Annotated in this window: 12 protein-coding genes; 4 read left to right on the top strand and 8 right to left on the bottom strand. The window is 63.6% G+C overall.

What is annotated here, in order from left to right; genetic code table 11:
• Positions 1-58: 58 nt before the first annotated feature.
• From CR156_RS09790 to CR156_RS09775, 4 genes are read right to left on the bottom strand one after another with little or no spacing between them, the layout of a single operon-like run.
• Positions 59-1,507: an efflux transporter outer membrane subunit gene (locus tag CR156_RS09790; protein ID WP_243381774.1), complete on the bottom strand. Its 1,449-nt coding sequence runs from the start codon at positions 1,505-1,507 to the stop codon at positions 59-61.
• Complete coding sequence (locus CR156_RS09785) at positions 1,504-2,388, bottom strand: HlyD family efflux transporter periplasmic adaptor subunit (RefSeq protein ID WP_100552705.1); 885 nt, start codon at positions 2,386-2,388, stop codon at positions 1,504-1,506. Before CR156_RS09785 ends, CR156_RS09790 begins: the two co-directional genes overlap by 4 nt.
• A complete protein-coding gene (locus tag CR156_RS09780) occupies positions 2,385-2,600 on the bottom strand; it encodes a DUF1656 domain-containing protein (RefSeq protein ID WP_100552704.1) in 216 nt (71 codons plus the stop codon). The genes CR156_RS09785 and CR156_RS09780 overlap by 4 nt, the downstream gene beginning before the upstream one ends.
• Before the next feature lie 4 nt (positions 2,601-2,604).
• Positions 2,605-4,545, bottom strand: coding sequence for an FUSC family protein (locus CR156_RS09775; RefSeq protein WP_100552703.1), 1,941 nt, complete (start codon positions 4,543-4,545; stop codon positions 2,605-2,607).
• A 155-nt stretch (positions 4,546-4,700) separates the two neighbouring features.
• Here CR156_RS09775 and CR156_RS09770 point away from each other — a divergent pair, with 155 nt between their 5' ends.
• Positions 4,701-5,438: an AraC family transcriptional regulator gene (locus tag CR156_RS09770; protein ID WP_279324077.1), complete on the top strand. Its 738-nt coding sequence runs from the start codon at positions 4,701-4,703 to the stop codon at positions 5,436-5,438.
• A gap of 23 nt (positions 5,439-5,461) precedes the next feature.
• Here the strand turns inward: CR156_RS09770 and CR156_RS09765 are convergent, their stop codons facing one another.
• Genes CR156_RS09765 through CR156_RS09755 form a run of 3 tightly spaced genes read right to left on the bottom strand, consistent with a single transcriptional unit; the run spans position 5,462 to position 7,137 of the window.
• Positions 5,462-5,992, bottom strand: a complete 531-nt coding sequence (locus tag CR156_RS09765; RefSeq protein ID WP_100552701.1) for a hypothetical protein — start codon at positions 5,990-5,992, stop codon at positions 5,462-5,464.
• Positions 5,993-6,030: 38 nt separating this feature from the next.
• Positions 6,031-6,462 (bottom strand): hypothetical protein, encoded by a 432-nt coding sequence (locus CR156_RS09760; protein ID WP_100552700.1) that lies wholly within the window; start codon positions 6,460-6,462, stop codon positions 6,031-6,033.
• A 54-nt stretch (positions 6,463-6,516) separates the two neighbouring features.
• Complete coding sequence (locus CR156_RS09755) at positions 6,517-7,137, bottom strand: hypothetical protein (RefSeq protein ID WP_223880147.1); 621 nt, start codon at positions 7,135-7,137, stop codon at positions 6,517-6,519.
• Positions 7,138-7,431: 294 nt separating this feature from the next.
• Between CR156_RS09755 and CR156_RS09750 the strand changes: the two genes are divergently transcribed.
• The 3 genes from CR156_RS09750 (at position 7,432) to CR156_RS23395 (ending at position 13,502) form a co-directional block, all read left to right on the top strand.
• On the top strand, positions 7,432-12,147 hold the full coding sequence (locus CR156_RS09750; protein ID WP_100552699.1) for an RHS repeat-associated core domain-containing protein: 4,716 nt from the start codon (positions 7,432-7,434) through the stop codon (positions 12,145-12,147).
• Entirely contained in the window at positions 12,132-12,623 is a 492-nt protein-coding gene (locus tag CR156_RS22725; RefSeq protein WP_133120075.1) for a hypothetical protein, read from the top strand. Before CR156_RS09750 ends, CR156_RS22725 begins: the two co-directional genes overlap by 16 nt.
• A gap of 756 nt (positions 12,624-13,379) precedes the next feature.
• The gene (locus CR156_RS23395; RefSeq protein ID WP_409349548.1) at positions 13,380-13,502 is read left to right on the top strand and encodes a DUF6984 family protein; all 123 of its coding nucleotides are present in this window, start codon (positions 13,380-13,382) and stop codon (positions 13,500-13,502) included.
• Positions 13,503-13,545: 43 nt separating this feature from the next.
• Here CR156_RS23395 and CR156_RS09730 read toward each other — a convergent pair whose 3' ends face one another.
• On the bottom strand, positions 13,546-13,920 hold the full coding sequence (locus CR156_RS09730) for a hypothetical protein (protein WP_100552697.1): 375 nt from the start codon (positions 13,918-13,920) through the stop codon (positions 13,546-13,548).
• Positions 13,921-13,978 lie beyond the last annotated feature (58 nt).

Here is a 13,978-nt window from a genome sequence, read left to right as displayed (position 1 = left end):
AAGTGTGTTGCGGAAGTTTCCGGCAGGCATGCTTGGCTGCACGTGAACCGCTGGTCCATCAGTCCTGTGTACCACCCGAGGCGAGTGTCCGATTGCCTGCCTCGGCCCAACCTCCGCCCAGCGCCAGGAACAGATCCACCTGACGGTCCACCCGCTGCGCACGCGACGCTGCGAGCGCGGATTCTGCATCGGCCAGCGCGGCCTCGGCAGACAGCACATCGAGGAAGCCGATCCTGCCGAACCGGTACAGCTGCCCGGCCTGGCCGCTCGCACGTGCCGCGTCGTCGCGGGCGAGGGCAAGGCTGTGCTCGCGATCGATCTCCTGCGCATACGCCGACAGCGCGGTTTCGGTCTGCCGCAACGCATCCAGCACCGCGCCATCGAACGATGCCAGCGCAGCATCGGCGTTGGCCCCGGCAGCGTCGATCCGTGCGTGGGTTGCGCGGCGGTTCGGCCAGCGCCACGACAGCAGCGGTCCGATGGACGCGCCGATGCTGTCGCTGCCCAGCAGCTTCTTGAATGAACCTGCCATGCCAGCGGACGCGCCGATGCTCACTTGTGGATACAGCGCCGCCGTTTCCACGCCGATCATCGCAGTGGCGGCCGCCAAGCTGCGCTCCGCCGCACGGATATCCGGGCGACGCTGGATCAGCTGGCTGCCATCGCCGACAGGAATCAGCTGCTGCAGGCGCGGCGGTTGTTGGCAGTTGGCGACGTCCTGCGGGTAGTCCGCTGGTAGTCGGCCCATCAGTGCTGCCAGTTCGAACAGGGTTGCCTGCCGCTCGGCAACCAGATGCGGCACAGCCGCCGCGCTGCGGTTGACCGCCGCGCGCGCCCGGCTCACGTCAAATTCGGTTCCGCGTCCGCCGGCCGCCAAGCGGGTGGTGGCGTCCAACGTGGCGCGCTGCGTATCGAGCACCCGCTGCGTCGCCGCCAGGGTAAGGTTGGTCGAACAGATGCCGACATAGGCGCGGGTGACGGCGGCGGCGACAACCACCCGCACCTGGTCACGTGCCGCAGCGACGGCCTCTGCATCCGCGTTGGCGGCCTCGATGCCGCGGCGGATGCCACCGGCCAGATCCAGCGGGTAGGACAGGTGGATGCCGAGCGCGTACACCTGCGGTGGCGAGGAAGGGGAGGTGTATCCCCCGGCGCGGGCCAGCGTGGCCGATACGTCGGCGTCGGTGCCTACCGAGCCCTCGGCCCGGACCTGCAGCACCATCGCCGTGGCGCGCCGCAGGTTGGCGTCGGCCGCGCGTAGATCGGTGTTGGCCCGCAGCGCTTCGCTGACGTAGGCATCTAGCCGTGGATCGTCGTACAGCTGCCACCAGCGGTCCGGCGGCTCGGCCTGTGTGTAGGCCGCCTCGGGCCCCGATACGAATGCGCGGCGGGCAGCCGGGGCGGCGGCGACCGCGCTGGCGGGAAGTGTGTAGTCAGGGCCGGACACGCAGCCGGCCAGCGACAGCGCACAGGCGAGCACGCCCGCGCGTGATGCGGTGCCGATCACTTGCAGGCCCCCGGCGCACGCGGGGTGATGGTCACGCTGGCGGTTCTGCCCACGATCAGGCGGGTGTCCGGCGCAACGTCATCCAGGCGGATGCGGACCGGTATCCGCTGCGCCAGCCGCACCCAGGTATAGGTCGACGCGACCGACGGCAGCAGGTTGTGGGTGCTCGCGCGCTGGTCGTCGGCGATACCGGCGGCGATGCTCTCCACATGCCCATGCACGTTGCGGCCATCGCCCATCAGGCGCGCGACCGCGGCATCGCCTTCGCTGATGCAGTTGAGCTTGGTTTCCTCGAAATAGCCCTCGACCCTCAGGCTGCTGCTGTCGATCAGGGCCAGGGCCTGGGCGCCCGGTTGCAGGAAGTCGCCCGGATGCAGATCAAGATTGGTGATGGTGCCATCAGCGCTGGCGCGTACTTCGGTGCGCTGCACGTTCAACAGTGCCACCCGCCGCTCCGCATGGGCCTGGGCCAGACCGGCCACTTCAGTATCGACCTTGGCCGCATTGCGCTCGCGTGTCTCCGAGGCGACCAGGTTGCCCAGCGCCAGATCCCGTTTCGATTCACGGCGGGCGAGGGTGAGCGTGGCCTGCGCGCTGCTCACTGCGGCATCCGCCTTCTCCAGCGCGGCCGCGTAGCGCGGTTGGTCCAGCACCAGCAGCAGCTGCCCGGCTTTCACCCGCTGGTTGTCCTGCACCAGCACCTGGGTCACCAGTCCGCCCATGTCCGATGCCACGCGGATCACATCCGCGCGTACCCGGCCATCGCGCGTCCAGGGCTGCGTTTCGTATCGGTTCCAGAGGGACAGGGCCGCGATGACGGCGACGGCGAACAGGCAGAGCGTTGCGCTCCAGCGGCCAAGAACACTCAGCACGTGTTTCATTTCAGTTTCTCGAACAGGGGCGCGAGCTGGATCAGCAGCTCCGCCAGGATCAGGAACAACGAAAGGCCCACCAGCGGGCGATAGGCGAACAGCCGGTACAGCCCGAGGCTTGCCAGCAGCCGCGAGGCCATCATCGACAGGGCCAGCGCGATGAGCGCCACCGCCAGCAGGCCGGGAACGAAGACGCCATCGATGGAGATATCGGAGAACATCGCATCAGTCCTCATGAGCGAGCAGGTCGCGGCGCAGGCCGGAAAGCAGTGCAAGAACATGCTCGGTTCCGGGCGCGCTGCCAGTGCTGACGGCGTCACGTGTGCGTTCGAGCGATTCCAACAGCGGCGCATTCACCAGGCGGGTAGCGGGAGCGCGGAAGTGGGCGGTGGCCCTGTGCATCAGCAGCGCATGACACTCGCGGCTGCCCCGGTCCTTGAGCGTCCTGCCGATCACACGCAGTTCGGCCACAGCACTGGCCGCGCGCATGTCCGCAAACATCGTCCGCAATGTGCGGGCCGCATCCGCACGGCCGCGCAGGCGAGGAGCAAGCAGCGCAAGCCGATCCACCATGCGGCTTGTCCAGTCGTTGGCATCTCGAACGTCCCCGGCCGCCCGACGGGCGATGTCCCGCCTGATCACGTCCTGCAGGCGCGCGCGGCTGCGATTGCTGTCCAGGGTCTGCAACAGCGACATGCTGCACAGCGCCGCCGCCGTGCCGACGAACAGCGCGACGCCGCTGTTGAGCGCACCCACGATGTTGCTGGCATTGGTCGCGCCCAATCCTGCAATGAGCGGGAAGGTGAGCACTACGCCCAACGCCGCCATGATGAACGGCGGGCGGGCGAGGAACGAGCCACACACCAGCAGCGCGGGCGTCAGCGCCATGGCCAGGCCGACGAAATCGGACAAGCCCGGAAAGATCACCAGCGCGTAGAACAGCCCAATGACCACGCCGATGGTCGACCCGATCAGGTAGCGCATGACATGCCCGGCAGGTGCCTCGGCGGTCCCGAACAACACGCAGGCCGTGCCGATGATGGAGACGGCAGTTGCACCATCGGACCACGCGGTAGCGATCCACAGCGCGCAGCTCAGTACGATGCCGACGAAAGCACCTAAAGCGCTGCGCAGGGCGACCCGGTGATCACGATGCAGCACATGGCCGTTCGCCTTGCTGGCGAGGTGCACGGGCACACGCCGGCGCCAGTCCGGGCGGGCGGCGTGCAGCTGCTCTTCCAGCAGCCGGCAGTCGTGATGCGCAGCATCGAGTTCGGCCTGACGTGTGCAAAGCGCTGCACGCAGCAGGCCCGACCATGCTGTGTCTGTCGTGCCAACAGGCTGTGCGCGTAGCTGGACTATCGATTCGTCCACCGCGCTGGACAGCATCAGCACATCCAGCATCCGGTCATGCATTGCGCGCAGGATCTGCACCTGGGCAACGCCGTGCGCGCTGTCGAACGGCAGGTGGATGGACAGCGTGTGCAGTTCGAGCAGGTCCGCGGCTACTTTGGAGCGATCCTCCGCCAGTACCGTCTCCTTGGCGCCTGCGCGCATGTCCTGCGTCCAGCGTTCCGCATCGCCGAGGATCGAGGCCACGCGCGCGTGCACACGCGGCGAAACCCGGCGTGGCAGCACCAGCCCGTGGACCAGCGTTGCCGCAAGAATGCCGATCGAGATCTCCTGCACGCGGGTGATGGCAATGGTGAAGACTTCACCGGGCACCATCACCGCTGGGAAACCGATCAGGCTGGTGGTATACCCGGCCAGCAGGAAGGCATACGCACGCGGTGTGCGGTCGAGCATGGCCAGGTACAGGCACAGGCCCATCCAGGCCGCCAGCACCACGCTCAGTACCAAAGGCGCGTTGGCGAACCGCGGCACCAGCAACACCGTAGCGACCGCACCGCCGACGGTTCCCAGCAGGCGGAACAGGCCCCGGCTGAGTGTCGCGCCGGACATCGGCTGCGACACCAGGTAGACCGTGCCGATCACCCAGAACGGGCGGGTAAGGCCGATGCGCAGCGACACATACAGCCCGAGGATCGCAGCGAGCAGGCACTTGAGCGAGAACAGCACCGCTTCGCGGTCGACCTTCAATGCGGGCGACGTCAGCAGCGCACTGGGGCGCGAAAGCCAGGGGAGGGTAGGGGCGGGAATCTGCATGCCGCCATCGTATTCAGCGAGACCTGCAGCCGAATTTCGCTAGAATGCCAGCCTATCGCTGAATCTGGTCATTGAGAATGACTCGCATCTCGCTGCCTGGCTTTGATCTGGACCCGGACGCGACGGATCGACCTGCAGTGGCCAGCCGCCTGCAGGTGGCCGACCACGATGCCGAGATTCCGGTGCACGACCACCGCAAGGGACAACTGATCCTGGCGCTTCATGGCGCGGTGACCTGCGAGGTGGCCAATGCCCTGTGGATCGTGCCGCCGCAATGCGGCGTGTGGATTCCCGGCAGCCTGCCGCACAGCAATCGCGCCACGGCGAACGCGCGCCTCTGCTATCTGTTCGTCGAGCCGGGCGTCGTCGACCTGCCGCTGCACTGCGTGACGCTGTCGATCTCACCGATGGTGCGCGAGATGATCCTGCACCTGGCCGATGTGCCGCAGGACTACCCGCGCGGCGGGCACGTCGAGCGGCTGGCGCGGGTGCTGCTGGACGAACTGGTGCAGATGCCGGCCGAGCGGTTGTACCTGCCGGTGAGCGATCACCCCAAGATCCGTGCGCTGGCTGCGGCGCTGTCGGCCAATCCGGCGGACCGCAGCACCATCAGTGAATGGGCCAAACGCCTGGCGCTGGGCGAGCGCACCCTGACGCGCCTGATTGATCGGGAAACCGGTCTGTCGTTTGGGCGCTGGCGACAGCAGCTGCATCTGCTGGTTGCGATTCGCGAGCTTGCCGGCGGCGCAGCGGTGCAACGGGTTTCTGAAACCCTGGGCTACGAGTCGGTGACAGCGTTCATCACGATGTTCAAGAAAGCGCTGGGGCAGTCGCCTACGCGGTATTTTGTCGCGCGGCTGCGGAATCAGGATTCTGCTGCTCGTGGCGATTGACGTTGACTGGCTGAAAGGAAGTATCAGCTCTCCGCGGAACTGCGTTTGTCGCGTATCGAATAGATCACTGAAAAGATCTTCCAGCCTTGCTCGGTGCGGACCAGCTGCCACATTTCCCTGCCCCAGTTTTCTTTCGCGCCATTGGCGTGGAAGCTGTAGTCGAACGACACCGATGCCACATCGCCGTCTGTGTCGATCTTCGTGTTGAAGAACTTCTCCTCTCGTGGCTCTGCAGTGGCCACGGCCTCATCGATGAGCGAGATGAAGTTGTTCGATGGGATCTTTCGTGCCTTGACCGCATCGGGCTTGGCCGTGCGGATGTCCGCCAATCGCCGGTCCTCGGACACGAACTGCCAGCCGATGTCTTCCGGTCTATCCGAGAAGAACAAGCTCATGTAGGTCGGTTTGTCCTTGTTGATCAGCGAGGTGCGGAAGGACTCGATCACCTGTTCGATCGCTTCCACATCGGCAGGCGTGCTTTGCTCTGCGCAAGCCGGAAGGCTGGGCAACAGGCAAAGGGCGAGGGTGGTGAGGACCGTTCCTGGAATGTGCATCTGTAGTGTCGGGTTGAAGGAGAGGGCGGGCACACGCATCAGCGAGCGTACGTGCGCCAGAAGAGCACATGATCGCCCGCTCTGCTTGTTGCGACGAAGACCGACCTGTCTATTTCGTGCTCGCAGCGAAAGAAGGAGTAGGAGCGCTTCAGAGCCGCCTCACTCGGCCACCAGCTTCGATTGAACAGTGCCGGCTGGGTAGCGCTGTGGTCGACGGGCCGGCAACCGGACGGCAACAACAACTGCTTGCTGCGTGGTTTGCTGAAGGCAAGCGCGCTCACGTTTGAATCGAGGTCGTGCACCTCGCGCAGGTCGGTCGCCTCCTCGGGCACCCACGCGGGAATCCAGCCCTTGGTAATCATCTCGGCATCAACAGCTTCCTGCTTCGTGGCGAAAGAACTGTCCATCACCAGATCCAGATCGCAGGAGGTGAGTATCAAGCAGAGTGCGAAGAGGATGGGCAGCCTCATGCTGCTTCTGGCACGTTGTCGGAACGTCATTGCTGCCATGCGTTGCCTCGCGATCTACCGGGTCAATGCCTCGAAAAGACGGTTTCGATCCGCATCGGTCATCGACCACGATTGACCGACCGGCGCCATGCGCACGGTTTCCACCCGGCCGCAGGCCCGGTACTGCCAAGTCTCCGAGCCGTCCGCTTGCGTTGCCACATCGATCCCGTCCAGGCGCGCGCATTGCAGCCTTGCCAGTGCCATCGGCGTGAAATGGAACATGTAATGCTGCACTCTCTCGGCCGGCATTGCCGAGCCAGTCGGCAGGGGATGGGCCGGCGAGTACTCGCCCAGAAGGCTGATGCAGGTCGCGGCGGCAGAAAGCGTATTGCGGCCAAAGGCTCGGGAGGCATCACGTTCGACCTCATTGCCGAGCCTCTTTCCCTCCTTGCTGGCAGCGTAGGCCTGCGCCACCTGAAGCTGCGCGGGATCGAAGGTCGACAGCCAACGTTCGCGGCCGTCCTGCAACTGTAGTTTCAGGCCAGGCAGGATCTTCTGGCAGCGCGCCGAGATCGCCTGTGTCTGCACGAAGTCCTGGGCCCGATCGCTGGGAGTTGCGGCCGGCGGTGCTGCCGGAGCGTCCGTCGCCAGGAAGGCGGAGGTGATGACCAGGCCATATCCAATCCTGCTGCGCATCCTTGCACCTGTTGGAAAGTTTGATGGCGCACGCTATCACGGATGTTGGGTGGGACGTAGCTTGGAAGGGGGCTGCTCCCGACCTGGGTCGACCGCCATTTTCGCTATCGATAACCGTGACCTATATCTCAGGGCTTGACTTGATTATGTAATGGTCTTGCGCGATAAAGGCGCCATGCGGCATTGCCGCATTCCGGAACAGGGACGATCCGAAGCAGGGCGCGACAGGGCGGTGATCCGCCTGTGCGCCTTCGTCCCTCCCGGCGCGGTATTCGCCCAGGAAGGAGAACACGGATGTTCGGACGGACAATGAAGCTGGCGTGTCTGGCGCTGACGATGGTCGCGCTTGGCTGCGCGGCCCCTCTTGCCGCGCAGGCGCAGGAAAGCAAAAAAACCTGGCGCATCTCGCAGCCAGGCGGAAATTCGACCCAGTACAAGACCCAGCAGGCAGCGGTGCAGGCGATCCAGAGCCTGCCCGCGCCGAGTCCGTTCCCGCCGGAGTTCCAGATTGGTTGGAAATCCGTCAATTCGATCAAGTCCACCGTGGTCGACCTGGAAGGCAATACTTCAATTACCTACTGGATGGGAAAGTCCCAGCCTTCCGATCCTGAATGGTCGTATCTCAGTACCGATATGTTCCCAACCGAAGAGGCGATGGTCGCTTCCTATCTCGCTTATATCAAGGCATTCAATCCAGTATGCCCGGGTGCAGCCGTCACGCCTACAAGCGAGTGGTATGCGCTCAGCCCGGACATGGAAGGAACCATCGAGACACGTGAATTTGAAGTGATATACATGACCGGCGACAACACAGCCGAGTCGCCGTGCACGCCCTATCCAAGCGATGCGCAGATGACGCGGACTCGGCGCCTAAATTGCCCGGTCCCCTTCACCCAGTGGTCCAACAAGTACGAAGCCTGCGTCAGCGAAGAGTTCGTAGCAACCATTACCTCCAAGACGACGCAGTGCGACAAGGATGGCGGGAATGGCAACTGTCCGACCTCGGGTAACGGCGCCATGAGTGGCATGAGCCCGAACCCCTCCAGCACTTCGGCATCGCAGGAGCCTCCGTGCACTGGAGCGGTAGGCAACCCCTGCGACGTAAAGACCGGCGAGAAGTACGAGATCGCGCAGGACTTCGATCTGGGCTGGATCGCACTGACGCGCTATTACCATTCGGGAATATCCACCTCGTCCGGAGGCTTCGGCCACGGCTGGACACATTCGCTTGGAGCGCAACTGGCACTGGATGGGGCGGGTGGCGCAGGCATCGTTGAAGCCACCGGTTTCCAGCGCGCCTTCAAGAAGATCGGCCAGGTCTACGAGGCTGCTGACAGCAGTGGCGATCGCCTGGTCCAGAATGGAAACTGGACGCTGTACGCGTCCGACGCCATTTCGACATTCGACGATGCGGGTCGGCTCGCCGCGAAGCGCTTTGTGGACGGTACCTCGCTCACCTTCGTCTATGACAACAGCCAGCGCCTCGCTGCCGTTGTGCACAGCAGTGGCCGTACGCTTGAATTCGTCTATCAATCCAACGACTACGAAGCCCTGATCAGCTCCGTTCTGGTCGCGGGCGTGCCGCAGGCGAGCTATACCTATACTGCGCATGGGCAGGTCGCTACCGTCACCTACGCGGGCGGCGGGGTGCGCACCTATCACTACGAGAATCAGGATTTCCCCCAGCACCTGACCGGCATTACCGCCGAGGATGGGCGCCGCTACAGCACCTTCACCTATGACACCATCGGTCGCGTCATTTCGAGCCAGCACGCGGGTGGCGCTGATGGCGTAACCCTTGCCTACAGCCCAAATGGCGGTGCGGTGGTCACCGATGCATTGGGCCATCAGACCGATTACACGCTGACAGCCGGTGGCGACAGCGCACCTCCCCGCAAGGTGTCGGGCACGACCGATGCCCAGGGTTCGATCAGTCGCACCTACTATGATGGCGCGGTCGATTTCCGTCGGCGTCTGGATACCTATACGGACCGGCGCGGCGTCCAGACCAAGCACACTTACAGCGAAGGCGTCGACGCGGTGACGGGCCGACCGGCCAACACACATACCATTACCGATGCGGTCGGCCTGCCTGAGCAGCGTGTTGTGCAGACCACGCGCGACAGTGTTACCAACGCGGTGCTGGCTACGACCATCGCTCAGCGTGAGACGCGTACCGCCTACAACGCCCGTAGACAGCCGGTGAGCGTGACCCTGAAGGACCTGGCGTCCGGGCAGACGCGTACGGCCACGTATACCTATTGCGAGGCCGCGGATGTAGCCGCAGCCGGCAGTTGCCCCGTGGAGGGGCTGCTGAAGAGCGTGGACGGCGCACGTACCGACGTGGCCGACGTCAGCACCTATGCCTACTACGCCGCAGACGACGCAGGGTGCGCGACCAATGGGGTCTGCACCTATCGCAAGGGCGACCTGCGCAGCGTCACCAATGCACTCGGTCAGACGGTGGAGACGTTGGCCTACGACGCCTACGGGCGACCGTTGTCGGTGAAGGATGCCAATGGGGTGGTCACCGACTACGCCTACCATGCCCGCGGCTGGCCCACCTCGGTGACCGTACGCGGCGCCACCACCGCCGAGGATCGATCCACCCAGATCAGCTACTGGCCCACCGGCCAGGTGCAGCAGATCACCGAGCCGGATGGCGGCAGCGTGACCTACGTGTATGACGCAGCACTGCGACTGACCGATATCGAGGACAACGCAGGCAACACCATTCATTACACGCTGGACAATGTCGGCAATCGCCTGAAGGAGGACACCCTGGATGCGGGCGGTACCCTGCGCCGCACCCTGGCACGCACCTTCAACACGATTGGCCAGCTTAAGGCGCTGAAAGACGCCGGCAACCACGCCACTGGCTTCACCTACGATGCAAACGGCAACCCGCAGACGATAACCGACGCCCTGCAGCGCGTCTCCAGCCAGCAGTACGATCCCCTGAACCGGCTGGCTCGGACCCTGCAGGACGTGGGAGGTGTTGCTGCGGAAATCCGCAGCCAGTACAACGCGCTGGACCAGGTCACCCAGGTGACCGACCCGAAGGGCCTGCACACCACCTACGCCTACAACGGCTTTGGCGATCTGACCGGCCAGGTCAGCCCGGACAGTGGCGCCAGCAGCTTCACCGTGGATGCGGCAGGCAACCGCAAGACCGCCACCGACGCGCGCGGTATCACTGCCACCTATCACTACGATGCACTTAACCGCCTGACTGGTATTGCCTATCCGGACCCCAATCTGGACGTGGGCTACAGCTATGATGTGGCGCCGGCCGTCTGCGTGGCTGATGAGCGATTCGCCAAGGGGCGCCTGGGGCAGGTGCTGCACGCCAGTGGCAGCACCCAGTACTGCTACGACCGCTTCGGCCAGATCACCCGCAAGGTGCAGGCTGTCAACGGTGTCGCCAGTACACTGCGCTACGCCTACAGCAAGTCGGGCCGCTTGACGTCGTTGACCTACCCGGACGGCAGCGTGGCTGACTACTTGCGCGATACCCAAGGGCGCATCAGCCAGATCGGACTGACCCGGCCTGGCCAAGCGCGCCAGATCGTGGTGAACAACGTGAGCTATGCAGCCTTCGGCCCGGCGACCGGTTGGACCTATGGCAACGGCCGTCAATTGCAGCGGCCGCTGGACCTGGACTACCGCCCGCAGGTCGTGCATGACCCGGCCGCAGGGGGCCTGTCGCTGAGCTATGGCTATGATCCGGTGGGTTCGATCACCGAGCTGAAGAACGGCGCAGGGTCCGAAGTGCTGGCCAAGTACGCTTATGACGCGCTCGGCCGCCTGACCCAGACCCAGGACGGTACGACCGGCACGCCGATTGAAACCTACGGCTACGACGCCACCGGCAACCGGACCTCGCTGACTACGTCGGCTGGAACGGCCGCCTATACCTATCCGGCAACCAGCCACCGGCTGACTGCGGTGGATGGCGAGGTGCGGAATCACGACGCATCGGGCAACACCACCAGCATTGGCAGCAAGGTGTTCACCTATAACGATGCCAACCGGATGAACGCGGTGAAGCAGGGTAGCGCCGTGCTGGAGAGCTATGCGTACAACCATCGCGGCGAGCGCGTGCTGCGCACCCCAGCCGGTGGTGCAGCACAGCTCACGCTGTATGGCGAGGCAGGGCAGTGGCTGGGCAACTATTCGGCCACGGGGGAGGCGCAGCAACAGGCGATCTGGCTGGACAACTATCCGGTGGCACTGATCAATGTGCCGGGCACCGGCGTGCCGGAGCTGGCCTACATCCAGCCGGACCACCTGGGCACGCCGCGCGTGGTGATCGACTCCGTGCGCGATGTTGCGATCTGGGAGTGGAGCAACAAGAGCGAAGTGTTCGGTGATCAGATTCCTAGTGCTGATCCGGATGGCGATGGCGTGGCGTTCGACTTGGCGCTGCGCTTCCCCGGGCAACAGTCGACGGATGCGAGTGGGCTGTTCTACAACTACCAGCGGGAATACGACCCGGCAGTGGGACGCTATTCCCAGAGTGATCCGATTGGGTTGAATTCTGGTGTGAATACATATGCTTATGTATTTTCAAGGCCGATGAATTTCACCGATCCGAGGGGGCTAAAGACCACCTTGATAACCACCTACGATTTTGGAATTGGGAGTCACTCTGCGATCCATGTCGCAAGGCCCGGACAACCCGACTTCCTATACGATCCAGCAGGTTCGTACGCGCCCGGTGGACGTCGGGGAACTGGTGGGCTTTTCGAGGGGGATGATGCTAGCTTGGCTGGATACAGCAGGTATCAGCGCGCGACTGGAAGCCGTGTTGAGTTCACCGTTATTCACCTGTCGCCGGAGCAGGAAGCTACTCTGGTCCAGAATGCAGAGGAATGGGGCGATCCTCGTGGTTTCGGGTGTGCAGCCTCTGTGTCGGGTGCGTTGAGTGGAATGTGTGGTATCACTCAAACGTTCCGTCCTGGTGTCCTGAATGATATGGCGAAGGAGGCCGAATGCCCGGTCAAGTGAAAGATAGGTTGGTGGCATCTTCAGTTTGTTTCATGCTTTGTGTTGTTATCAACATTGCGGCATGGAGATGGGTTTCGGCATTTGTGAAGATTGAGGGGATGCGGATTCCATACGTCGTGCTGATTTCGTTAATTCTGTCTTTCGCATTCTATGGCTTTGCATTGATTCGCAAAGAATGGACGGTGCTCGCGGTTGCTGGGATCGGGGCTGCTGCCGGCGTTGTAGGCGGGACATTCGCCATTACGCTGTCCAATTTGGTAATCGTTGATGGCTTTCAGCGGCTCGTTGTCAGCTTCGAAAGATATGGGGCAATTGCTGCTCTTTGGGACGTCCCGGTATCGCTGCTACTTGGCAGCTGGGCTGTTGGGGCACTTTCTTTCTGCGCTGCATGGTTGAAGCTCAAGAGATCCTGTGGCGGGAAGGAGAGTGGGCGAAGAATTGGCAGGAATGCCTCTCGTCCGCGAGATGCTGGCTGACGCCGCTGGGAGCGGTATGCACTACGCTACCCCTCCCGCTGCAACCACCCCGCCGCCTGCGCGCATAACGATTGGCAGAAGATGACCAACCCCCTCATCACCCGGCCGCCCACGTACGGCTCGGGTTCGCCGTTCTGCCGGGTGCGTTCCGCTGCGTTCAAAATCCCCATGGGCCTGGAAGCTTCGGTGAGATGGTGGGTGGCAAGTGTCAAGAGCGACTGCGTATAGATCCGGCGACGCCGCCGGGTACCAAAGGGCAGAAGTACTCCCACTACCAATTGGACCAGAAATGTGAGCATTTCAGCCCTGCGCCTGGGGATCGCGATCCGAAATTCCGGTAGATGAATAGAGAATAGATTTCCCCCCGGTTGACGATGACGAGCCGGGGCTCATCGATCTTCTTGATCGTTGGAAGGCGGTAGGCTACCCGTCGTCCGGGTTGAAGTGTTTCCGTATCGAGGCCTGCTCGACCGGAAGCGTCATTCTCGTCTATGCAAGGACATGGCGGGTCGAGAACCTGTCGATGGCGCATACGGTTCTCTGAAGGACGTCCGATGCCCAGATTGCTCACCTCCGACGAGGTCTCCCTCATCCAGAGGATGCTGCCTGGGACTACCGAGTTGTCCGAGCAGCTGTTGAAGGATCTGGCGCTCGCCCAGGCGGATGTCCTCGGACTCGGGGCGTGCTGTTTCTCTCCAGCAAGACTCAGGTCCTTGGCCGTGACGCTGCCACCGCAACGCTTGTCGATGTCGCGGTATGCCGGTGATGGCCACCCTGTATGTGGACGATCACGATCAGCTCTTCGAGCTCGAATTGTGGGCGGTGGACTTCTCACCGATCATCTGCCTCGATCCGAGGAGCGCTTTCAGCGGGCACTGACGCCTGCTGAAAGCGCTCTTCGCTGAAGCGTTGCGTGTGGCATTCACCCCTCCACCTGCAACCGCCCCACAGCCTGCGCACTCAACGCCAGGCACGCCAGCATCAGCCCTTCCATCACCCGGTCGCCCACATAGTCCTCGGGCTCGCCGTTCTGCCGGGTCCGCTCTGCCGCCAGCAGCACCTCCTGTACCACCCGCAACCCGGCCAACGCGCAATCCGCATCGGCCAGCGCCATGCAGCGCCCGGGCAACTGATGCCGCTCCGGCCAGGGCTGCCCGTCGGCGGCAGCGCCTTTGCCGATCCGCTTCAGGTTGGCAATCAGGGTATTCGCATCCGCGCAGGACACAGCCTCTGCCAGGTCATCGGCATTGGCCGGGTCACGGTAGGCGTGCAGATGGGGAAGGTCAGATCCGTTCATGGCGAGGCTCCGTGCAAGGCAATCGGTAGCCGCCACACAGAGGTGGCGGACGGTACGT

The organism is Stenotrophomonas lactitubi (genome assembly GCF_002803515.1).
Taxonomy (GTDB): Bacteria; Pseudomonadota; Gammaproteobacteria; order Xanthomonadales; family Xanthomonadaceae; genus Stenotrophomonas; species Stenotrophomonas lactitubi.
This window is presented reverse-complemented; position numbering and strand designations above follow the sequence as displayed.